Genomic DNA, 21,761 nt, shown 5'->3' on the forward strand with positions numbered 1-21,761 from the left:
GAACATAAATACGAGCTGCGTGGCAGTTGAACATCGCACGAGCGCTGAACGGAATCTCAGACTCCGGCCACGCGCTGCACGAACCACACCAGCCCCATCACGGCCACCCCCGCGGACAGCGCGCCCGTCGCCCACAGGCCCGCCCGCGGCGAACGGCGGCGCAGCACGACCAGCAGCGGGAAGACGACGGCGATGATGGCCAACTGGACGACCTCGATGCCCACGTTGAACACCAGCAGGGACCACAGCAGCGTCCACGACCACGCCTCGTCGATGCCCAGCGCGCCCGCGAAGCCGAGGCCGTGCACAAGGCCGAAGCAGAACACGACACCAAGGCGGGTCCATCCGGCCCTGTCCAGGCTGAAGTGCCCCTGGCCGGGGGCCTCGAGCTCGGTGGCGTGGTCACCGCGCCGCCAGACGCGCCACAGGTACCAGCCGGCGACCACGGCGATCGACAGCGCGATGACCGGCTCCACGATCCGCGACGGCACGTCGACCACGCCGAGCGCGGCCAGCATGAAGGTGACCGAGTGCGCCAGCGTGAAGCTGGTCGCCGCCAGCACGATCTCGCGCGGCCGCCGCGAACCGGCGATCAGGGCGAGGAGGAACAGGATGTGGTCGATCCCGCTCAGCAGGTGCTCCGCGCCCAGGCGGAAGAACTCCCAGAACCGCTCGTACCACGCCTGCCCGAGGGAGAAGGAGGGGTGCTCGGCGTCGAGGGCGGCACTGCCCGACCTGCCGTCGACGGCGTACGTGACGATGGTCTTGGTCCCCTTGACGTACCCCTCGGCGTCCGGGAACAGGCCGCTGCGCACCGCGCGGTCGTCGCCCTGCGGGCAGCGCCAGTCCAGCCGGAGGGTGGTGTACGGCACGCCCTCCCGCATGCCCATCGTGAAACCGCCGGCCCGGGCCGCCGTGCAGGCGGCGCCGTCCGAGGTCACCGTGAAGCGCCGACTCGCGTACGCGACGGCGGACTTCGCGTGCGCCTCCAGCGCCGCGGCCTGGGCGTGGGAGTCACCGGCGTCGAAAGCTGCGGTCCCTGCGCGGAAGAGGGCGTCGTCGTGCCCGGCGTCGGCGGCCGACACGACGAAGAGGTCGTACTCGAGTTGCAGCGTCGTACGGAGGCGACCCCCGTCGGTGGAGGCGACGTCCGCGTACACGGTCGAGGTGAAACCGTGCGCGAGTGCGGGCTGCTGCCCGAGGCCGAGGATCGCGATCACCGCCGCGATGATCCAGAGAAAGCTGCGGCGGACGCGTTGTGACATGGTGGCTCCTTGAGGTTGCCCCTGCACGGTGCACGCCATGGGTGAACCGGAACCGGCCGTTCGGCGAATCCTGCGCGAACAACCGCGATGACGGCCCCTCGTGGATGGAGCGGGCCGGAAGCGGAATGCAGGATGGGACAGCACCACCTGTCACCACCCGGAGGTCGATCGCCTTGCGCCCCCCGCTCCGCGCCGCCGCCACCCTGGCAGCGGCCGCCGCGCTGCTCACCGGATGCGGCTCCGGCGACGACTGGTCGAAACCGCACCCGCGACCCAGTGCCATCGGCACCCCCGGACCGGGATTCGTCGACCGCGCCGACCCACCCGCCCCCGAGGCCACCGCCACCCCGAGCCCGGGCTCATGGTCCCGGGTCCACCCCTCCGAGGGCTACCGCGTCGCCCTGGTGACCTCGGGCGACGACCGCCCGACCAAGGAGCTGGTGACCGCGGTCGAGGAATGGGCCCGGGCCGAACACGTCGACCTCAGGAAGGTCGCCATCGACCACCCCGCCGACCTCCTGCCCGGCATCACCCGGGCCCTCGACATGCACCCGGACCTCATCGTCAGCGCCGGCAACGACCTGATCGACCCCATGGCCACGGTCACCCCGAACCACCTGTCCCAGCAGTTCCTCGTGGTGGGCGCGGAGTTGGCGGAGCCCACCGGCAACGTCACCGCCGTGGACTGGTCCGGCGCGTCCTTCCGCGGCGAGGGCCTGGGCATGTCCTCGACGTACGATCCCGCGTCCTTCACCCCCGCCCGCTGCGCCGCGGCGATCCGCGCGGGCGTCGCGTCCGTCCTGGGCGGCGTGACCGGGATCGTCCTCTGGCTCGACGAGCACGGGGGATAGCGTCCACGGCACCATCGGCAGGCACGGCGGCATCGACTGGCATCAACTGGCACCGCATGGCACCACCTGACGCCACCCAGTGCCACACCCCACCGCGGATGACGCATCTGGCACCCATGGCACCATCGCCACCCGATCAGCCAGCGTTACATTTCCCCAGGTCAGGCCACCCGCGACCACTCAACCGCCCCGCGGGGCACCACCAGGGGCTTGCGCTTGCGCCATTGTGGTGCCACCATGGCGTCATGGACCTCACCCCGTATGTCGACACCCTCCGCCGCGAGCTCGCGGTGGCCGCCGCAGCCGGCGGGGAGGACGCGCGTGCGCTGGCCGAGCGGCTCACCGCTCCCCTGGAGTCGGCGACCCGCCTGACCATGCTCAACGTGCTCTCCGCCGCGATGGACGAGATCACCCGCGAACTCGCCCCCGGCTCGGTCGACGTACGGCTGCGCGGCCTGGACCCCGACTTCGTGGTGACGCTGCCGCCCACCGGCGGCGACCCGGCGGACGGGGGCCTCGTGCCCGTCGAACCGCCCCGGGCCGCTGTCCCGGCCGAAGGCGACGAGGGGGCCACCGCCCGCGTCAACCTCCGCCTTCCGGCCCACCTCAAGGCCCGCGCCGAGGAGGCCGCGAACCGCGAGGGCCTGTCGGTCAACGCGTGGCTGGTGCGCGCCGTGTCGACCGCGGTCGGCGGCGCCCCGCAGGCCCGTGCGACGGAGAGGACCCGCACCACCGGACAGAGCTTCCGGGGCTGGGTGCGCTAGCCGCGCCCGCGCCCCGACCCACTTCGCCCACACCACGTCCCACCAGCGGGGACGACCCCAGGACTCAGGAGGACGGGACAGCCATGCCTTCTTTCGACACTCCCGAACCGATCACCGTCACCGCCCATGTGGGCGCCGGCTCCATCCGGTTCACCGCGGGCGACCGCTCCGACACCGTGGTCGAGGTGCGGCCCCGCGAGCCGAAGCGGGACAAGGACGTACGGGCCGCCGAGCAGACCGAGGTCGCGTTCGCGGGCGGCGCCCTGACCGTCAGGACGAAGGAGCGCTTCCTCATCGGTCCCAGCGGCGTCGTCGACGTGACGGTCGAACTGCCCGCGGGCTCGCACGTCGACGTGACCGGCTCCTGGACCCAGGTGCTCGGCGAGGGCCGGCTGGGCGAGGTCCGGGTCAAGACCTCGTCCAACGACGTCCGCTTCGACACGACCGGCCCGCTGCAGCTGACCGCCTCGCACGGCGCGGTCGCCGTCGACCGGATCGAGGGCTCGGCCGAGATCACCACCAGCTCCGGCAGCCTGCGCGTCGGCACGGTCCACGGCCCCGCCGACATGAAGAACTCGCACGGCACCACGACCGTCGGCGCCGCGCTCGGCGAACTGCGGGTGCGCGGAGCACACGGCAACGTCGACATCGCGCGCGCGGAGAGCTCGGTCACGGCCACCGTCGCCCACGGCAACCTGCGGGTCGCCGACGTCGCGCGCGGCACCGTCCGGCTGGAGACCTCCTACGGCGCCATCGAGGTCGGCGTCCGCGAGGGCACGGCCGCCTGGCTCGACGTCAGCTCCGAGCGCGGGCAGGTGCGCAACACGCTCGCCGGCTCCGAGCCCCCGCAGAAGACCGAGGACTCCGTCGAGGTCCACGCCCGGACCCGCTGGGGCAACATCGAGATCCACCGCGCCCGGCCCTGACCAGCACGACCTTCGGGCGCCCGCGCCCCCGACCCCACTCACTTGAGCCTTCGATCGGAGGGTCCCATGGCTGCATCTGTCATGCCCACGTCCAACCAGTCGGACGGCCACGCGCCACCGGCCGCCGTCTCCGCCATCGGTCTTCGCAAGTCCTTCGGCGACAAGACCGTGCTCGACGGCATCGACCTGCGCATCCCCGCCGGTTCCGTCTTCGCGCTGCTGGGTCCGAACGGCGCCGGCAAGACCACCGCCGTGAAGATCCTGTCCACCCTCATCACGGCCGACGGCGGGCAGGCCCAGGTCGCGGGCCACGACCTCGCGAGCGAGCCGCAGGCGGTGCGCGCGGCGATCGGCGTCACCGGGCAGTTCTCCGCCGTCGACGGACTGATCACCGGCGAGGAGAACATGCTCCTCATGGCCGACCTGCACCACCTGTCCAAGCGCGAGGGGCGCCGGGTCGCCGCCGAACTGCTGGAGCGGTTCGACCTGGTGGATGCCGCGAAGAAGCCGGCCTCCACCTACTCGGGCGGCATGAAGCGCCGCCTGGACATCGCCATGACCCTGGTCGGCGACCCCCGTGTCATCTTCCTCGACGAGCCCACCACCGGCCTCGACCCCCGCTCCCGGCACACCATGTGGCAGATCATCCGCGACCTCGTCCGCGCCGGCGTCACCGTCTTCCTCACCACCCAGTACCTGGAGGAGGCCGACGAACTCGCCGACCGCATAGCGGTGCTGAACAACGGCACCATCGTCGCCGAGGGCACCGCCGAGGAACTCAAGCGGCTCATCCCCGGCGGACACGTCCGCCTCCGCTTCACCGACCCCGCGGCCTACCGCGAGGCCGCCACCGCCCTGGCGGCCGCCGTCGGCGACGACGACACCCTGACGCTGCGGATCCCCAGCGACGGCAGTCAGCGCGCGCTGCGCAATCTGCTGGACCGACTCGAGGCCGCCGCCGTCCACGCCGACGAACTGACCGTCCACACGCCCGACCTCGACGACGTCTTCTTCGCCCTCACCGGCGACACCACCCTCCCCCACCAGCCCACGGAGGCCCTGCGATGAGTACCCCGGCCCTCGCCCTGCGCGACTGCACCACCATGCTCCGCCGCAACCTCCTGCACGCCCGCCGCTACCCCTCCCTCACCCTCAACCTCCTGCTCACCCCGATCATGCTGCTCCTGCTGTTCGTCTACGTCTTCGGCGACACCATGAGCGCCGGGATCGGCGGCGGCGCCCCCGACCGCTCCGCCTACATCGCCTACCTCGTCCCGGGCCTGCTCCTGATGACCATCGGCAGCACGACCGTCGGCACCGCCGTCTCCGTCTCCAACGACATGACCGAGGGCATCATCGCCCGGTTCCGCACCATGGCCATCCACCGCGGCTCCGTGATCGTCGGACACGTCATCGGCAGCGTCCTGCAGTCCGTCATCAGCGTCGTCCTCGTCGGCGCCGTCGCCGTCGCCGTCGCCATCGGCTTCCGCTCCACCGGCGCCACTCCCCTGGAATGGCTCGCCGCCCTCGCCCTCCTCGTCGGCTTCGCCACCGCACTGACCTGGATCGCCGTCGGCATGGGCCTGGTCAGCCCCAACGCCGAGGCCGCCAGCAACAACGCGACGCCCCTGATCCTGCTGCCGCTGCTGTCCAGCGCCTTCGTCCCCCTCCACTCCATGCCCGGCTGGTTCCAGCCCATCGCCCAGTTCCAGCCGTTCACCCCCGCCATCGAGACCCTCCGCGGCCTCCTCCTCGGCACCGGGATCGGCGACGACGGCTGGATCGCCGCCGCCTGGTGCGTCGGGCTCACCGTCCTGGGCTACCTCTGGTCGACCGCCAGGTTCAACAGCACCACCCGCTTCTGATCCGGTACCCGCACCACGGCGGAGGGCCCGCGCCAACGCGGGCCCTCCGCCCGCGTCGTGCTTCCCGGGTGGGCGGAGGAGATACGCAAAATAGCCGCCACTTCATGGCAGAGCGTGACGATCGAATACGGTGAGTGTGCATACGCTCCGTGATCCAGCCCTGGCCTCCGCCACGCCGCTGGTCGCTGCTTATGGTGGCCGCTGTCAGTCGGTCGGGTGTGGGGCGGTTGGTGTGGCGTCGCTGGAGCGGACGGCGTATCCGAGGTTCAAGAGGCTGATCTCGGAACGGGAGTTGCGGGAGTTTCTCACGACGTCGGCGGAGGATGTGGTTTGGGCGCGTGAGCGTACGCATGACCGCCCAAGCCGGCTCTTGGCGCTGCTGGTGATGCTGAAGTCCGCGGCGCGGCTGGGCCGTGTCCCCAACCTCGGGGAGATACCCGAGGTGGTCGTGGCTCACGTGCGCGATCAGGCGAGGCTCACTGCGGGGACGGTGCCAGAGGCGGATTCCGAACGGAGCGAGGAGCGCTACCGGTCGGCCGTACGTGACCGTCTGGAGCTGAAGCACAGGCCGGGCGAGGCCCGCGCGGTCGCGGAGGCGGCGATGCGGGCGGCGGCGCCGGTGAAGGCGCATACCGCGGACCTGGTGAACGTGGCGCTGGAGGAGCTGGTCCGACAGAAGGAGCGGCTGGAGCTGCCTGCGTTTTCCACCCTGGACCGGATGGCCGCCCGTATCCGCTTCGAGGTGGAAGCCTCGCAGTGCGAGGCGATCGTCGCGCGCATGAGTGACGCGGCGCGGGAGCGGGTCGCGGGCATGTTGGAGGTCGTCGAGGGCGAGTACCAGAGCCTGTTCGCGTGGATCAAGCAGCCCGCCCGGCGGGCGACCTGGTCGCGGTTCAGGGCCCATGCGGAGCGGATGGAGAGGGTGGACGGGCTGGGGGATGCCGTCTTCTGGGTGGGGAAGACACCGCCGGCGAAGGTGGCCGCGCTGGCCGAGCAGGCGAGGGTGCTGTCGGTGGGCGAGATGAAGGACATTGCCGAGCCCCGCCGTACCGCGATGACCGTGTGCCTGCTCGCGCAGGTGCAGGCGGCGGTGCGGGACGAGACCGTGGTGATGCTCTCCAAGCGCATGTCCCGGCACCTCAAGCGGGCCCAGGAAGAGCTGCTGGAGATCGAGAAACGGCAGAAGGAGACCACCGAGCAGCTCCTGGCCACCCTCCGGGACGTGCTCCGCCCTGCGCGGCAGTGGCGAGGCAGCTCCCGGCGCGTGGGAGGGGGAGGCGTGGCTGGATGACCTGCTGGCGCTGAAGAACGCCCGGGCCGCGATCGAGACGGCGGGAGGGTTCGACGCCCAGCTGGCGGAGCTGGAGGCTCTGGACGCCTACCGGGGCAGCAACTACACGGCACTGGTAGAGCGCTTCTTCAAGCCGGACCGGCCGACCATGTTCAAGATCGCCCGCCGTCTGTCGTTCACCGCGACCTCGACCGACCGCAGCGTGCTGGACGCGATGGACCACGTCCTCGCTCACCAGCACCTCACCCGGCCCCTCGTGGCGGACACGCATCCCACCCGCAAGGACGAGAACGGGGAGTTGATACGGCTGGACCTGTCGTTCGCGCCGAAGATGTGGCTGAAGACCGTCTACTCCCGCCAGCAGCCGGGGATGCTGGTCCGCCGCCATTTCGAGGCAATGGTGTTCGCCCGCCTCGTGGAAGAGCTGCGCTGCGGCGACGTCGCCGTGATCGGCGCCGAGGACTACGGTGACTGGACCCGCATGCTCCTGCCCTGGGAGCAGTGCGAGCCCAAGCTCACCGGCTTCTGCGAGCAGGCCGGCATCCCGGCCACCGCGAGCGAGTTCACCGTTCAGCTGCGCGAGCGGCTCACCACGATCGCCGAGACCGTGGACGCCGGGTATCCGGACAACAAGGACCTCACCATCGACCCGGTCACCGGCGTCCCCTCCCTTGCTCTACGCATAGCAGGCGAGCGCACCGCCTCCGCGGAGAAGCTGGAGGAAGGCTCTCCGAGCGGCTTCCCGCCCGCAGCGTGCTGGAACATCTGGCGCGAGCGGCGCACTGGACGGACTGGTGGAAACGGCCCGGCCCACGCTCGGGCAGCGAGCCGAAGCTGAAGGAACCCCTGCCGCGCTACGTGACCACCGCGTTCGTCTACGGCTCCGGGCTCGGCCCCGCCCAGGCGGTGCGCCACATGCGGGGCAGCGTGGCCGCGCACGAACTCGGCGCGATCGCGAAGCGCCACTTCACCATCCCGGTTCTCAACCGGTGCGGGGCCGATGTCGTCAACGCCCACGCCGGCCTGGACCTGACGGCGGCGTGGGGGGATGGGTCGGTGGCGGCGGTGGACGGCACCATGATGGACACCGTCATCGACAACCTCCTCGCCGAGACCTCGATCCGCTACGGCGGCTACGGCGGGATCGCCCACCACCTGGTCTCCGACACGTACGTTGCGCTTTTCTCCCGGTTCATCCCTTGTGGGGTGTGGGAGGCCGTCTACCTCATCGACTCGCTCCTTGCGAACGAGTCGGAGGTCAGGCCGGACACCGTACACGCCGACACCCAGGGACAGTCCTTCCCGGTCTTCGGGCTCGCCCACCTGCTCTGCATCGACCTGCTGCCGCGGATCCGGAACTTCCAGGACCTCACCTTCCACCGCCCCGATCCCCAGGTGCGCTACCGGCATATCGACGCGCTGTTCTCCGCTGATCCGCGTACCTGCATCGACTGGCGCCTCATCGAGAGCGGCTGGAAGGACCTCATGCAGGTCGGCCTGTCGGTACGGGAAGGCACCGTGTCCTCCGTCACCCTCCTGCGGCGCCTGAACAACCATTCCCGCAAGAACCAGATCTACCGGGTCTTCCGCGAGGTCGGCCGCGCCGTCCGGACGATCGTCCTGCACCGCTACCTGTCGGACCCGCAGCTGCGGGAGCAGATCACCAGAGCGACGAACAAGGCCGAGGCATACAACGGGTGCACGAAGTGGCTGCACTTCGGCGGGGAGGGCTACCTGCGCTCCCGCGATCCCGAACTCCACGAGAAGGCCGTCAAGTTCCTCGACCTGATGGCCAACAGCATCATCTTCTCCACCACCGTCGACATGACCGAGACACTGCGCCAGATGGCCGCCCAAGGCCGGGAGGTGAACCCCGACGACATCGCCGCGCTCAGTCCGCACCGCAGGGACAACGTGCTCCGCTTCGGCGACTACGACACCGCCACCCTCCACATCCCGCCCGGCCCGTACGTCAGCGCGCTTCGCCTTCCTGCTGATGGTCGCTGACAGGGGCAGCCGAGAATGACGGCCAACCGGAATACAGCCGGAACAGGCAATTAAAGGAAATCCGGGCATCTTCGCTCGGTGGGATCCGCCGGAGTGCGCCGTGCGTAAGGCCGGATCGGTCAGCGTGAGCCAGTCCTACCGGTTGAGGGCAACCACCGGCCCCCGGGCGATCAGGACGTCGGCTTCGTGGCGCCAGCCGAGGGAGGAGTAGAGGTGCTGGCCGTCCTCACTGGCGATGAGAAGACCGGTACGGGCGCCCTGGGCCACGGCGGCCTCCGCCAGAGCGCTCATCATGGCGCGGCCCAGGCCGCGCCGCCGGTGCGCCGCGTCCGTCTCGATGCGATCGGCGATCGCATCGGCGCCGACCACGGCGATGGTGCCGCGCGCCGCCACCTCTCCAGAGGAGTCATGGAGGGAGACGACCGTGACTGGTCCCTCCGTGCGAACCTCGCGCTCGTACGGCGCGGCGGGCGCGTGCTGCGGGTGCCCGGTCAGATCGGTCGTCATGAACCACTCTGACCGGTGGAGCACTTCCAGTCCGGCGGCGTCGACGACGGATTCGACGGTGCCTGGACGCAGCGTAGGCACCGTGAGCCAGGTGGTCTGCCTCGCGGCGGCGACGGCTGCCGCCAGCCGTGCCAAGGACTCGGGCTCCTCGTCCGCACGCAGCGCGAACACCTCGACCTCGCGGCCGGGTTGGTCGCACTTGGACCGCAGGCCGTCCCCTGCGGACTCGACCGGCTCGGCCTCGGGCAGGGAGCGAGCCACGGTCCAACCGTTCAGCCAACGTCGTATCAGCTCTGATTCAATCTTCGTCATCCGGCGATTAGAGCATGACCGCAACCGGTGGACGGGCGAATAACCATCCCCCGTCGGCCGCCGCCAGGGCGACGCCGCCCTCCAAGCCAGTCGGTCTGATCCTCTTCTCGGTCATCACTCTACGTATTCACTAGCCGAGCGGTGTGCCCCAACCACAGGCTTCTGGTCTTTGGAGGAGATACGCCCGAAGGGCGCCCTCGCGGGGGCGCCCTTCGGGCGTATCTCCTCCAAAGACTTCCCGGCGGCGGCGAGCGGGCGCGGTCGTCGGGTCAGCCGGTCGTGAGGCGCGTGTCCATCACGGTCACCAGCGCTGCCCGCTGCGAGATCCCCTTCGGCGCACGGGTCTGGTCGAGGCGGAGCTCCGCGGCACGGCCGCGCAGGGTCAGGGTCATGAGCTGGTTGCCGAACCACGGGCCGTCCAGTTTGCGCCAGCGCAGCGAGGGGGTGGCGGCCCGGCCGTGACGGGTGAGGGCGCGGCCGACGAGGCGGGCGGGCCAGGTCCAGGCGAAGCGGAAGGCCAGGCGCATGTACCCGGGGATCGTGTTGTGCACCGGGGAGCAGGTGAGTTGCAGCAGCCTGGAGCGCAGGGGTGCGCCGGGTCGGTGGGCCTCGGCGGTGTAGGCGTGGTGGACGTCGCCGGACAGGACGCAGATCGTGGCGGGGGCCTCGGCGTCGCAGGCGGCGTCGGTGAGGATCCCGGCGAGGTCCTCGAAGGAGTCGGGGAAGGCCGACCAGTGTTCGAGGTCGCCGGCCCGGCGCAGGCGTTCGCCGCGGTGGGTCCAGCGGTGGCCGCGGCTGCCGCCGCACAGGGCGGCGCTCCAGGCCTCGGTGGCGTGGACGGCGTGCGGGAGGAGCCAGGGCAGGGAGGTGCCGATGAGCAGGTGGTCGAAGCTGCCGTCGGGGCGGGCGTTGCGGCGCAGCCAGTCGAGTTCCGCCGGGTCGAGCATGGCGCGTTCGTGTTCGTCCAGGACGCGGACGGCACGTGAGTCGACCATGAGCAGGCGGGTGCGCCCGAGGTCACGGCGGTAGCTCCAGCGGGTGTGCGCCGGGTCGGCCTCCACACGGGCGGCGAAGGCGCGCAGGGTCTCGGTGCCGTCGTCGGCGGCGCGCACCGCCGCGAGGAGTTCGTCGGCGGCGAGTTCGGCGGGGGTGAGGTTGCCGAGGTGCTGGTGGACCCAGTACGAGGTGAGGCCGCTGGTGACGCGTTCGTGCCACCAGGCCGTCTCCCGCATGGAGGCGCGCCACGAGTGGGAGGTGTTCCAGTCGTCCACGACGTCGTGGTCGTCGAAGATCATGCAGCTGGGCACGGTGGACAGCAGCCAGCGGATGTCCGGGTCGAGCCAGGACTCGTAGTAGAGGTGAGCGTATTCCTCGTAGTCGGCGACCTGGTCCCAGGGCGCGTCGTTCAGGTCGCGGCGCCGGGCGAGCCAGCGGCGGGTGGCCGCGGATGTCTCGTCGGCGTAGATCTGGTCGCCGAGCAGCAGCAGGAGGTCGGGGCGGGGCGCCTCGCCGGAGGCGATGTGGTGGGCCAGGGTGTCCAGCGCGTCCGGGCCGATGGGGTCGGGTTCGTCCGGGGGCGGTGCCGCCCAGCGGCAGGAGCCGAAGGCGACCCGCAGCGGCCGTCCGTCCCCCTCCCCGTCCCCTTCGCCGTAGCCGCCGTGCCGGGCGGTGCGGATGGTGCTCGGCGGGTACGGGGAGCCCGGCAGCGGCCAGACCTGCTGCCCGTCGAGGAGCACGCGGTACGGCGTGGTGGTGCCGGGGCGCAGCCCGCCCACGGTGACGATCGCGTAGTGGTGACCGGCGATCTGCCAGGTGTGCTCGGTGCCGCCGGCCCCGTCGTCGCACGCGACGCTCACGGTGGCGGGGCGGTCGGCCTCGACCCACACGGTGGCCGTGTCCTCGTCCACGTACCTCAGCAGCGGGCCCAGGCGCAGTTCTGCCATGGCGGTCGGCCTTCCCTCCGTCGTCGTGAGGTGTGGACGTCGGAGGGGAAGGCGTGAGTTCCCGGCCGCGGTCCCGGCCGCGGTCCCGACGGCCGGGCGGGGCCGGGACGCGGGGTCAGCAGCCTCTGAGCACGCTGCTGAGCTTTCGCCCGCCGACGCGCGGCATCCCGCGGCGACCCGGCCGCCCGCGCCGTGCGGGACATCACCGGACCCGCGCCCCCGCGGCGGTCAGGACGACGAGGCCGCCCCGAGGCCGGCCGCGCCCTCAGGCCGACGGGGCGGCGGGGGCCGCGCCGAACTCGAGAACCGCGTCGCGGACGATCGCCTCGAGGCGGGCATGGTGCGCGCCGCGCCAGTACGGGCGTTCGCAGTCGGCGCACTGCGCGAACACGTCGTAGCTGCGTCGGGTGCCGTGCTCCAGCTTCTCCCAGACCGCGTCCTTGTCGGCCTCCCGCAGCGGCCCGTTGCACGCCGCGCAGCGCGTCCAGGGCTCCAGGGCCGGGGCGAACCGGCCGAGCACGTCGCGCAGTTGCTCGTCGGGCTGGTCGCTGTAGACGTACGCGCCCGCCCACAGCTCCCGGCGGCGCAGCAGGCCGCGGTCACGGGAGAGCATCACCCGCCGCTCGGCGGCCGACCGGGTGGCCAGGGCGGGGTCGCCGATGTCCTCGCTCTCGTACGCGGCGTCGACGCCCAGCAGCCGCAAGCGCCGCGCGAGGGTGCCCAGGTGCACGTCGAGCAGGAAGCGCAGCGGCGCACCCGGAACGCGCTGCGGTCGGGTGACCGGCTCGACCTCCACGTACTCGCCGGACATCGGCACATAGGAGGTGGGGACCTCCCGGCCGTCCACCAGCAGCCGGCCGACCTCGGTGAGCGGGACCCCGAGTGACTCCACGACGTGCCCCAGGGAGGACACGCCGTCGGTGACGACGATGGTCCGCCCCTCCCGTCGTACCGCAGCGGTGAAGAGCCGCAGCGGGGAGGCGAAGCTGATGCCGATCTCAGGTCCGTTCAGGCCGCTCACCCCGCCAGGATGTCACTCCTGCGGCGTGGGGCACATGCCATTTCCCCCGGTCGGTGCGCTCCGCGCCGCGGTCCGGCGCCGCGCCGGCCCACGTCGCAGTGCGCCTGTGCGCCTGTGCGCCTGTGCGCCTGTGCGCCTGTGCGCCTGTGCGCCTGTGCGCCTGTGCGCCTGTGCGCCTGTGCGCCTGTGCGCCTGGCGACGATATGCGACGGGCCGGTTCCGAGACATGCGCGGGCGGGACCTTTCATGAGAACAGCCGTTCGGATGGGCCGTTCCCATGGCAGTCTGATCTTCATGCAGCCGACATCCCAGCCCGAACCGACGCGCGCGGCACTGACGGTGGACGGACGCCGCCTGTCCTACCTCGACTTCGGGGGCCCGGGACGGCCCCTGCTCGCCCTGCACGGGCACTTCAACGAGGCCCGCACCTTCACCGGCCTGGCGCACGCCCTGGCTCCCGCCTGGCGAGTGGTCGCGCTCGACCAGCGCGGACACGGCTTCTCCGACAGGCCCCCGGACTTCTCTCGCGAAGGCTACGTTCAGGATGCGGCCGCGCTCATCGCCCACCTCGGCCTGCGGCAGGTGGTGGTGCTCGGCCACTCCCTCGGCGGGGTCAACGCCTACCAGTTGGCCGCGCGCCACCCCGACGTGGTCAGTGCGCTCGTCATCGAGGACATCGGCGCCGAGATCGACGACGACCTCTCCTTCTGCCTGGCATGGCCGCATCGGGCACCCACCCGCACGGCACTGGTCGAACAACTCGGAGCGGCGGTTCGATACCTGACGGACGCCATCCGTGAACATCCCGACGGCTGGGGCCTGGCCTTCCGGCCACAGGACATGGTCACGTCCGTCGGCCAGGTCAACGGCAACCACTGGGACGACTGGCTCGCCACCGAGTGCCCGGCCCTGCTCGTCCACGGCACCCGCAGCGACACGCTCACCCTGGACCACGCCCAAGCCATGGCAGCCCGCCGTCCGAACACCCGGCTCGTCGCTCTCGCGACGGGACACACCGTGCACGAGACCGATCCCGCCGGCTTCGCCGCGGCAGTCCGCACGTTCCTCGACGCCCTGTGACCGGCCGTCGCCCGCGCCGGCTCCTCGTGGGCGAGAGCCGTCACCACCTGGTCCCTGGCGCCTGACCGCCCGTCGACGCGCCGATGTCGTCGAGGGGCGCCCGTCGAGGGCCCAACCGGCCGGGGTCAGCCGCCGACATGCAGCAGGAAAGCCCCGTCGGCGGTGGCCTGGACGCGGATGTCGGCGAGGGTGTCGACGTGGACGGTGGGCTGGTGGACCGCCGCGCGGGGGCCCACGCCGACCACGCGCATTCCGGCGGCCTTGGCGGCCGCGATGCCGACCTCGGAGTCCTCGAAGACCACGCAGTCCTCCGGGGCGAAGCCCAGCTCGGCGGCGCCCTTGAGGAAGCCCTCCGGGTCCGGCTTGCTGGCGCTGACGCTCTCAGCGGTGACCATGACGGCGGGCAGCGGGAGACGGGCGGCGCCCATGCGGGCCCGGGCGAGGCCCTCGTCCGCGGAGGTCACCAGGGCGTGCGGCCGGCCCTGCAGCGCGGCCATGAAGGCCGGGGCGCCCTCGACGGGGACGACGCCGTCGAGGTCGGCGGTCTCCTCGGCGAGCATGCGCGCGTTGTCGGCGTGGTTCTCCGCCATCGGGCGGTCCGGGAGCAGCACCGCCATCGTGGCGTAGCCCTGGCGGCCGTGGACGGTCTTCATCACGGCATCGCCGTCGAGTCCGTGCCCCGCGGCCCACCGGCGCCAGCAGCGCTCGACCACGGCGTCGGAGTTGACCAGCGTTCCGTCCATGTCCAGCAGCAGCGCGCGGGCGGGGACGACGGTGGACGGCGGCAGCATGAAACTCCTCGGGGGCACAGGCAAGTGGCCCGCCCGCCGGTCAGGGGAAACGGGCGGAACCACTTTGTTCCTACACGATACAAAATCGCGCCGCGGTTCCGCCAGGGGGGGTGCCGGGCGTACCCGGGCGAGCGCGTCCGGCACCGGGCGCCGTCCGCGCTCGCCCTCCTCACAAAGCGGCGGCCGTCCCGTCCACGTACTGCAGCAGTCCGTAGGTGAAGCCGGCGGTCCGGCGAGCCGCCCCGGGCGGGGCCTGAGGATCGGTGAACTCCAGTCGCCAGCGGGTGGGGGCGTCGCCTTCCATGGGGCGTGCGGGCGGGAACGCCCGGGCCACCTCGTCGACGGTGCAGGACCAGGGCGCGAGGTCGTCCACTCCGGACAGCCTCGGCCCCGGCTCCCCCGGCGCGCGGACCAGCCACTCGTTCCAGACCGCCCTGCCGCCCGGTGCGCACAGCACCTCGAAACGCAGCGACGGCCACAGCGGGACCGGCCAGAGCAGCGCCGTACAGGTCAGGTCGCCCACCCGGCGCCGGAGCACCGCCTCGGGCGGTCCGAGCACCGTCCGATAGCGGCGCTCGCCGCGCGGGAAGCCCCTGGCGTGCCCCCATGCCTGCCAGCGGCGGTTGGCCTCGCGCATCTCGGTACGGCTCGCCCCGAGCGTGCGCAGCGCCTCCTCCACCAGTTCCGGCCGGTGGTCGGCCATGCGCCGCAGCAGGACGAGCTGGAAGCCCCTCAGCCCGAAGTCGTCGATCGCCACGCCCCCATCCTGCATGAGCGACCGGCACCGATACGACGGCGCCCGCCGGGGGACGAGGTCCCCTGGGCCGGCGCTGCGCGCGGGACGTGGCCGTCAGGTCGGCCGACCGTCAGTTGCGGCCGCCGTTCGCGTTTCCCGTCCCGTTGCCGGTCCCACCGCCGGTTCCGTCGGCGTCGATCTCGCCGGAGTCCGTGCCCTGGTCCGGTGAGGACCCGGTCCGCGCCTCCAGGGCGGCCCGGGTGTGGGGTCCGTAGACGCCCTGCGGGTCGCCCTCGACCTTGTAGAAGAACTGGAAGCGGGCCACCGCGTCACCGACCTGCCGGCTGTAGTCGCCGTCGGCGGGGCCGTAGTAGAGCCGCACCGCCTTGAGACGGTTCTGGAGGTCCACGACGGCGGGGCCGGTGTCGCCGCGCTGCAGCGTCGCGGGCACGGCCGGCGGTGCCGAGCCGGGCGGCTGGGAGGTCTCACCGCCGTCGGGGGACGTCGGGCGGGACGCGGTGGTGCCGGGCGTCGGCCCGCCGGTCGTCTCAGAGGACGAGGACGCCGACGCCGAGGCGGAGGCGGGGGCGGGGGCGGAGGCCGTCACGGAGGCCGAGGCACTCGCGGAGGCCGGCGCGGAAGGCGAGGCGGTGGGCGAGGCCGAACGCCCGGCGGAGGCCGAAGCCGTTGCGGAGGACGGCAGTTCCACGGCCGCCTCGGAGGCGCCCTGGTCTGGGGCGGCCTCGGTACGGTCGGGGCTGCCGGTCAGCTGGGCGGTGACGAGGACCGCCCCGACGGCGAGGCCGAGGGCCGCGATGCCCGCGCCCGCGACGAGCGCGCCACGGCGGCGCCGAACCCCGGGGCGGCGTCTGCCCCCGACGCGGGAGGGGTGGGGCGCGGGTTCCCCGGACGTGGCGGCCGCCGGCTCCGGCAGCCGTTCCGAGGAGACGGTGCCGAGGTCGATGATGTCGGTGTCCTCCTCCTGCCCCGCCGCCGCGGACGGCCCCGGAGCGTTCGGCGGCACGGGAGCGTTCGGCGGCACGGGCGGCAGAGGCGCCGTCGGCGGGTCGTCCTGCCGCTCCGGGAAGGCCTCGGCGGCCCCCGCCGCCACGGCGGCCGGGACGGGTTCCTCGAGGTCCGCGTAGCCCTCGGGCCCCGGCACATACGGCCGCACCCGGAGCGACTCGTACAGCTGTTCCTCCTGCGAAGCCGGCGATCCCGGCGCGTCCGACGCCACCGGCGCCCCCTCCCCACGTCCTGACAGACGCAGTGATTATGCAGACCGCGCGGACCCGGTGCCCAGGCGTCTTCGGTCCCGACGGTCGCACAAACACGCCAATCCTGTGGAAAGGGTGTGAATATTTACAGGGAAATAGCGTGAACGCGGTACCGAGCCCCGGTGCCCGAGCGGAACGAGTGCCAATGGCGCAGGACGAGACCACTGCCCCGGCAGGGCAGACGACAGCGGGCGGCCCCTCGGCAGTGACCGACAAGCGGTCGGTGTACCTCGCGATCGGCGCGCTCGCGCTCGGTCTGCTGCTGGCCGCTCTCGACCAGACGATCGTCTCCACCGCGCTGCCGACGATCGTCAGCGACCTGGGCGGCCTGAAGCACCTGTCCTGGGTGGTCACCGCCTATCTTCTGGCCTCGACCGCCGCCACCCCGCTGTGGGGCAAGCTCGGTGACATGTACGGGCGGAAGAAGCTCTTCCAGGCCGTCATCGTGCTCTTCCTGATCGGTTCCGCGCTGTGCGGCCTCTCCCGGAGCCTGGGCGAGCTCATCGCCTTCCGTGCGCTGCAGGGCCTGGGCGGCGGCGGGCTGATCGTGCTGTCCATGGCGATCGTGGGCGACATCGTGCCGCCGCGCGAGCGGGGGCGCTACCAGGGCGCGTTCGGGGCGGTGTTCGGGGCGAGCAGCGTGCTCGGACCGCTGCTGGGCGGGCTGTTCGTCGACACCCTGAGCTGGCGCTGGGTGTTCTACGTCAACCTCCCCCTCGGCATCCTCGCACTCGCCGTCATCGCCACCGTGCTGCACATCCCGGTCCGGCGGACCACGCACCGCATCGACTACTGGGGCATGGTGCTGGTGGCGGCCGCCGCCACCTGTCTGGTGCTGATGACGTCGCTGGGCGGCACGACGTGGGCCTGGGGCTCCTGGCAGGTCGTCGGGCTCGCGGTGCTGGGCGTCGTGCTGATCGCGGCCTTCGTCCTCGTCGAGCGGCGGGCGCAGGAAGCGGTGCTGCCGCTGCGGCTGTTCCGCGTCCGCACCTTCTGGCTGTGCTCGGTGATCTCCTTCGTCGTCGGCTTCGCCATGTTCGGCTCGCTGACCTTCCTGCCGACCTTCCTCCAGGTCGTTCACGGCTACTCGCCGACCTGGTCGGGCGTGCACATGATCCCCATGGTGGTCGGCATGCTGGTGGCCTCCACGGGCTCCGGTCAGATCGTCTCGCGCACCGGCCACTACAAGGTCTTCCCGATCGCGGGGACCGCCGTGACGATCCTCGGGCTGTTCCTGCTGCACCAGCTCGACGAGACCACCCCGGTGTGGGTGCTGAGCACCTACCTGCTCGTCTTCGGGCTCGGGCTCGGCCTGGTCCTGCAGATCCTGATCCTCGCCGTGCAGAACGCCGTGGACTACTCCGACCTGGGAGCCGCCACCTCCGGCGCCACCTTCTTCCGCTCGGTCGGGGCCGCTTTCGGCGTCTCCATCTTCGGCACGATCTTCGCGACCGGCCTCGCCCGCGCGATCACCGCCGCGCTCACCGGACTGAGCCTGCCGCCCGGATTCGACCCGGCCATGATCCAGTCCGATCCGCGCGGGGTGCGGCAGCTCCCGCCGTCCGTGCGCGAACCGGTGCTGCACGCGTACTCGACCGCCATCACCGGCGTCTTCCTGTGGGCGGTGCCGATCTGCGTGCTCGCCTTCGTGCTGGCCTGGTTCCTGAAGGAGCAGCCGCTGCGGCGCTCGGTCACCGTGCCCGACGCGAGCGAGACGCTGGGTGCCAACCCCGTCGACCGCTCCTCCCTCGACGAGATCGCCCGCGGTCTGAGCCTCCTCGGCAGCCGGGAGGCCCGCCGCGACCTGTACGCGCGGATCACCGCGCTGGCCGGCCTCGACCTCCAGCCCGCCGCCGCCTGGCTGCTGCTCTACATCGCCCGCACCGGCTCCGCCGACCCGGTCGACCTGTCCGTGCAGACCACGGTGCCGTACAACGTCATCGAGCGCGCCGCCTTCGAGGTCGAGGAACACCGCTACGCCGTGCGGCGCGGCAACCCGCTCCATCTCACCGAACGAGGTCAGGAGATCGTGGCCCTGCTGACCGAGGCCCGCCGCAAGGTGCTGGCCGACCTCCTCGGCGACTGGGACCCCGACCGCCACGCCGAGCTGGCGGCCCTGCTCACCCGGCTGACCACCGAGCTGTGCGGCCAGGACCAGGACCGCCCCGGCCCCCAGCGGCCCCCGGCCTGAGTCGGCCGCGCCGCGGTCACCGCGTCACAGCGGCGCCCGCGGTGACGCGGCAAAGGCGGCGAGCGCCGCGAAGTCGGGCTCGCGCAGACCGACGCGGGGATCGACATGGTGCAGGAGGGCCGGCCCGCGGTGATGCGCGGCCACCCAGTCCGCGTCGGCGGGGCTCTGCTCGTCGTCGACCCAGGCGAACGGGCGGCCGGCGGCGTGGGCTATGAGTGTTTCGGTCTTCCAGTGCACGAGATCGGGGCGGTGCGCGAACAGCGCGTCGCCGAAGTCGACGTACGGCAACTCGGGCAGCCCGATGACGGGGCCGATCCAGTGGTTGGCCTCCGCCATCCACGTCGTGGCCCAGCACAGTTCGAACCCCAGCCCGAGCAGCGCCTCACCGTGCGCGGGATGGAGCCACACCCGCAACGGACGCGCCGAGACACCGGACGCCGGCACGCGCAGCGTGGTGTAACCCTGAGGTCGCCGGGTGGGCTCGGCCGCGTACGGGTTGAGCGGGCCGTCGACGTCGAGGAAGAGCAGGGGCCTTTCCATGGCCCCACCCTGACGTCCGGTGACGGCGCACGGCAAGGCGGTTTCCAGGGCACGGCGGGTGGCGGCGCCCCGGAGGGGCGGGGCGCCGCCAGGGGTCAGGGCTGCTTCGGCGCGGCCTGCTGGACGACCTCGAAGGACCACAGCGTGGAACCGGTGGCGGCCGGCCGGGGGCGCTCGCCGCCGCCCTCGCCGCCCTCGCGGTGGGCGGCCTGCATCGGGCCGGACATCCAGTTGCGGAAGTCCTCCTCGCTGCGCCAGCGCGTGTACACGAGGTACTGGTCGGTGCCCTCGACCGGGCGCAGCAGTTCGAACCACTCGAAGCCGTCCGAACTCTCGACGGCGCCCGCCCGCGAGGCGAACCGCTGCTCCAGGACCTCGCGCTGCTCGGCTGGGACGGTCAGTACGTTGATCTTGACGACGCTCATTCCCCCATCGTGCCAGGTGATATTCGCGTGCCCTGGTCGGCGCCGCGTGTCACGCTGCCTGGCGAGGTCTGTCGTCGCGAACGCGGAGGAGTACGTGGTGTCCGAGAGTGGTGCGCACGCGGTGTCGGCCCTGTTCTCACAGGGGCGGCTCACGGTCATCCCGCGCCGGGCGGCGCGGCGCGAGCAGTTGCTGCGGCATCTGACCGAGACGCTCTTCCAGCCGGGGCAGGACTACCACGAGCGCGAGGTCAACGAGGCGCTGCGCACGGTGCACGACGATTGCGCCGCCCTGCGCCGCTACCTGGTGGAGGGCGGCTGGCTGGAGCGGACTGCCGACGGCACCGCCTACCGCGTGAGGGGCTGAACCGGCGCCGGACGGGCGGCCGGGGCCGGCCCGCGGGCGGGAGGACGCCGTCCGGGTGGAGTGGGCGCCGCACCGCGGGGCACCGCGGGCCCGTGCTGTCGCGGCCCGTGCTCCGTCTCCCGAACAGGACGCCGCGGGCGCGTCAGCCGGTGGCCCCGCCCCGGGGCCGGTCCGGGCCCACAGGGCCGTCCGGGCCGGGCTCCCGCCGCCCCTGGACGAGCAGCAGCACGCACACGGCGATGACCCAGAGCCCGGCGAGCCCCAGGCCGATGAAGCCGGCGTACGGGATGAACATCAGCACGCCCAGGACGAAGCCCGCCCACCCCAGCCACTGCGGCAGCGGCCCGCCCGTGCTGAGGGAGACGACCGTCCCGGCTCCGAGGAGCATGACGCCGATCCCTGCCAGGACGGGCATGAACAGGTCACTGCTCAGGGCGTTGAGGGCCTGCAGTGCCCCACCGCCGACCAGGACCTGGTCGGCGGCCTCCACAAGACTGAGGGTGAGCCCGGCGCTGATCCAGAAGCCGAGGGCGGCCAGGATGCCGCCGGCGAAGGAGACCTGGGGAAGCCAGCCGGTGCGGTCGGAACCGGCCAGGACGTGCCGCAGGTAGCCGGCGAAGAACGTCAGGAAGAGCCCGGCGACGAGCAGCAGATACAGCCCGACGCCCTGCCGGGTGCCATGGGCGAGGTAGAACGCCCTGACCGCGACCCCGGAACTGCCGATCCCCGGGGTGTCTCCCTGGAGTGCGTAGGAGACGGCGGCGAGGATCACGGCCACGAGGCCCGTGAGCGGTCCGAGTCGCATCGGGGGTCTCCGATCCGTCCGTTGGCCCCCCAGACCGGTGGATGTCCGTACCGATGCTGTCACGGCTCGTGGCGGGCCGCCCATCGGCGGCACCCACCCGGGCCGTCCAGGAACGGCTCAGCGAGCCGCCTCGGCGACGGCCCGCTCGGGCGCGGCCGCGGTCTGTGCGGGCACCGTCACCGGGACGACCGTGTGGGCGCGGCGCTCACGGCGGAAGACGTACGCGGCCAGGGAGCCGGAGCCGATCAGGGCGACGGCGGACGTGGCGGTGCCGAACCAGCCGGCGCCCAGCCACTGGCCGCCCGCGTAGCCCAGGCCCACGCTGTACGCGGCCCAGGCCAGGCCGGCGAGCGCCGACCAGGGCAGGAACTCGCGGACCCGGCGCTGCGCCGCGCCCGCGGTGAGGCTGACGACGGAGCGGCCGGCCGGGGCGAAGCGGGCGAGGACGACGAGCGCGCCGCCGCCGCGGGTCAGGACGGCGCCGAGGATCTCCTGGGCGGTGGAGAGCCGGCGGGAGTGCGCCACGTGGTGGTCGATCCAGTCGCCGCCGCGCCGCGCGAGGCGGTACGCGGCGAGGTCGCCGAGGGTGGAGGCGACAGCCGCGCAGAGCAGGAGGGCGAGCACGTCCAGGAGGCTGCTGCCATGACCGGCGGCCGTGGCGGCCGTGGCCGCGGAGATCAGCAGGACGCCGCTCGGCACCACCGGAAGGAAGACGTCGAGCACGATGGAGGCGGCTACCAGGGCGTAGATCCACGGTGAATCCAACAGGGAACCTGGCCCGACGAACACCGCGTCCTCCT

The 21,761-nt window shown here is 72.4% G+C and carries 22 protein-coding genes; 11 read left to right on the forward strand and 11 right to left on the reverse strand.

Annotated features, from left to right (window positions below):
• Positions 1 to 56: 56 nt before the first annotated feature.
• Positions 57 to 1,265, reverse strand: coding sequence for a HupE/UreJ family protein (locus ACRWND_RS07050; RefSeq protein ID WP_431947064.1), 1,209 nt, complete (start codon positions 1,263 to 1,265; stop codon positions 57 to 59).
• Between the two features lie 173 nt (positions 1,266 to 1,438).
• Between ACRWND_RS07050 and ACRWND_RS07055 the strand changes: the two genes are divergently transcribed.
• The 8 genes from ACRWND_RS07055 (at position 1,439) to ACRWND_RS07090 (ending at position 8,969) form a co-directional block, all read left to right on the forward strand.
• Positions 1,439 to 2,116, forward strand: a complete 678-nt coding sequence (locus ACRWND_RS07055; protein ID WP_431947066.1) for a hypothetical protein — start codon at positions 1,439 to 1,441, stop codon at positions 2,114 to 2,116.
• 245 nt (positions 2,117 to 2,361) lie between these two features.
• Positions 2,362 to 2,880, forward strand: coding sequence for a hypothetical protein (locus tag ACRWND_RS07060; protein ID WP_431947068.1), 519 nt, complete (start codon positions 2,362 to 2,364; stop codon positions 2,878 to 2,880).
• 83 nt (positions 2,881 to 2,963) lie between these two features.
• Positions 2,964 to 3,806, forward strand: coding sequence for a DUF4097 family beta strand repeat-containing protein (locus tag ACRWND_RS07065; RefSeq protein ID WP_431947070.1), 843 nt, complete (start codon positions 2,964 to 2,966; stop codon positions 3,804 to 3,806).
• A 66-nt stretch (positions 3,807 to 3,872) separates the two neighbouring features.
• Positions 3,873 to 4,874, forward strand: coding sequence for an ATP-binding cassette domain-containing protein (locus ACRWND_RS07070; protein WP_431947072.1), 1,002 nt, complete (start codon positions 3,873 to 3,875; stop codon positions 4,872 to 4,874).
• Positions 4,871 to 5,671 carry an ABC transporter permease gene (locus tag ACRWND_RS07075; RefSeq protein ID WP_431947074.1) on the forward strand — a complete coding sequence of 267 codons (801 nt, stop codon included), beginning with the start codon at positions 4,871 to 4,873 and terminating at the stop codon, positions 5,669 to 5,671. The genes ACRWND_RS07070 and ACRWND_RS07075 overlap by 4 nt, the downstream gene beginning before the upstream one ends.
• Positions 5,672 to 5,903: 232 nt before the next feature.
• Positions 5,904 to 6,962: a DUF4158 domain-containing protein gene (locus tag ACRWND_RS07080; protein ID WP_431947076.1), complete on the forward strand. Its 1,059-nt coding sequence runs from the start codon at positions 5,904 to 5,906 to the stop codon at positions 6,960 to 6,962.
• Positions 6,963 to 7,110: 148 nt separating this feature from the next.
• Entirely contained in the window at positions 7,111 to 7,800 is a 690-nt protein-coding gene (locus tag ACRWND_RS07085; RefSeq protein ID WP_431947077.1) for a hypothetical protein, read from the forward strand.
• Positions 7,716 to 8,969, forward strand: coding sequence for a transposase (locus ACRWND_RS07090; protein WP_431947079.1), 1,254 nt, complete (start codon positions 7,716 to 7,718; stop codon positions 8,967 to 8,969). Before ACRWND_RS07085 ends, ACRWND_RS07090 begins: the two co-directional genes overlap by 85 nt.
• A gap of 135 nt (positions 8,970 to 9,104) precedes the next feature.
• On the opposite strand, the gene ACRWND_RS07095 is transcribed toward ACRWND_RS07090, so the two are convergent.
• From ACRWND_RS07095 to ACRWND_RS07105, 3 genes are all read right to left on the reverse strand, one after another.
• Positions 9,105 to 9,737, reverse strand: a complete 633-nt coding sequence (locus ACRWND_RS07095; protein ID WP_431947081.1) for a GNAT family N-acetyltransferase — start codon at positions 9,735 to 9,737, stop codon at positions 9,105 to 9,107.
• Between the two features lie 320 nt (positions 9,738 to 10,057).
• Positions 10,058 to 11,731: an alkaline phosphatase D family protein gene (locus tag ACRWND_RS07100; protein ID WP_431947083.1), complete on the reverse strand. Its 1,674-nt coding sequence runs from the start codon at positions 11,729 to 11,731 to the stop codon at positions 10,058 to 10,060.
• Between the two features lie 265 nt (positions 11,732 to 11,996).
• A complete protein-coding gene (locus tag ACRWND_RS07105) occupies positions 11,997 to 12,743 on the reverse strand; it encodes a Mut7-C RNAse domain-containing protein (protein WP_431947222.1) in 747 nt (248 codons plus the stop codon).
• Positions 12,744 to 13,046: 303 nt separating this feature from the next.
• Between ACRWND_RS07105 and ACRWND_RS07110 the strand changes: the two genes are divergently transcribed.
• Positions 13,047 to 13,832, forward strand: a complete 786-nt coding sequence (locus ACRWND_RS07110) for an alpha/beta fold hydrolase (protein ID WP_431947085.1) — start codon at positions 13,047 to 13,049, stop codon at positions 13,830 to 13,832.
• 125 nt (positions 13,833 to 13,957) lie between these two features.
• Here ACRWND_RS07110 and ACRWND_RS07115 read toward each other — a convergent pair whose 3' ends face one another.
• From ACRWND_RS07115 to ACRWND_RS07125, 3 genes are all read right to left on the reverse strand, one after another.
• Complete coding sequence (locus ACRWND_RS07115) at positions 13,958 to 14,623, reverse strand: HAD-IA family hydrolase (protein ID WP_431947087.1); 666 nt, start codon at positions 14,621 to 14,623, stop codon at positions 13,958 to 13,960.
• A gap of 169 nt (positions 14,624 to 14,792) precedes the next feature.
• Positions 14,793 to 15,395, reverse strand: coding sequence for a hypothetical protein (locus ACRWND_RS07120; protein ID WP_431947089.1), 603 nt, complete (start codon positions 15,393 to 15,395; stop codon positions 14,793 to 14,795).
• Positions 15,396 to 15,489: 94 nt separating this feature from the next.
• Positions 15,490 to 16,596, reverse strand: a complete 1,107-nt coding sequence (locus tag ACRWND_RS07125) for a peptidoglycan-binding domain-containing protein (RefSeq protein WP_431947093.1) — start codon at positions 16,594 to 16,596, stop codon at positions 15,490 to 15,492.
• A 185-nt stretch (positions 16,597 to 16,781) separates the two neighbouring features.
• Here ACRWND_RS07125 and ACRWND_RS07130 point away from each other — a divergent pair, with 185 nt between their 5' ends.
• The gene (locus ACRWND_RS07130) at positions 16,782 to 18,827 is read left to right on the forward strand and encodes an MFS transporter (RefSeq protein ID WP_431947095.1); all 2,046 of its coding nucleotides are present in this window, start codon (positions 16,782 to 16,784) and stop codon (positions 18,825 to 18,827) included.
• 24 nt (positions 18,828 to 18,851) lie between these two features.
• Here ACRWND_RS07130 and ACRWND_RS07135 read toward each other — a convergent pair whose 3' ends face one another.
• Positions 18,852 to 19,367, reverse strand: a complete 516-nt coding sequence (locus ACRWND_RS07135) for a hypothetical protein (protein ID WP_431947097.1) — start codon at positions 19,365 to 19,367, stop codon at positions 18,852 to 18,854.
• Between the two features lie 95 nt (positions 19,368 to 19,462).
• Positions 19,463 to 19,792, reverse strand: a complete 330-nt coding sequence (locus ACRWND_RS07140) for an antibiotic biosynthesis monooxygenase family protein (protein ID WP_431947099.1) — start codon at positions 19,790 to 19,792, stop codon at positions 19,463 to 19,465.
• Positions 19,793 to 19,889: 97 nt separating this feature from the next.
• Here ACRWND_RS07140 and ACRWND_RS07145 point away from each other — a divergent pair, with 97 nt between their 5' ends.
• Positions 19,890 to 20,156 (forward strand): DUF2087 domain-containing protein, encoded by a 267-nt coding sequence (locus ACRWND_RS07145; RefSeq protein WP_431947101.1) that lies wholly within the window; start codon positions 19,890 to 19,892, stop codon positions 20,154 to 20,156.
• Between the two features lie 142 nt (positions 20,157 to 20,298).
• Here ACRWND_RS07145 and ACRWND_RS07150 read toward each other — a convergent pair whose 3' ends face one another.
• Together ACRWND_RS07150 and ACRWND_RS07155 are read right to left on the reverse strand one after the other, a co-directional pair.
• Positions 20,299 to 20,961 (reverse strand): hypothetical protein, encoded by a 663-nt coding sequence (locus tag ACRWND_RS07150; RefSeq protein ID WP_431947103.1) that lies wholly within the window; start codon positions 20,959 to 20,961, stop codon positions 20,299 to 20,301.
• Between the two features lie 117 nt (positions 20,962 to 21,078).
• On the reverse strand, positions 21,079 to 21,750 hold the full coding sequence (locus ACRWND_RS07155; protein WP_431947105.1) for a DedA family protein: 672 nt from the start codon (positions 21,748 to 21,750) through the stop codon (positions 21,079 to 21,081).
• Between the last annotated feature and the right edge of the window lie 11 nt (positions 21,751 to 21,761).

Source organism: Actinacidiphila sp. bgisy167, from assembly GCF_965342175.1.
In the GTDB taxonomy this organism is placed as follows: domain Bacteria; phylum Actinomycetota; class Actinomycetes; order Streptomycetales; family Streptomycetaceae; genus Actinacidiphila.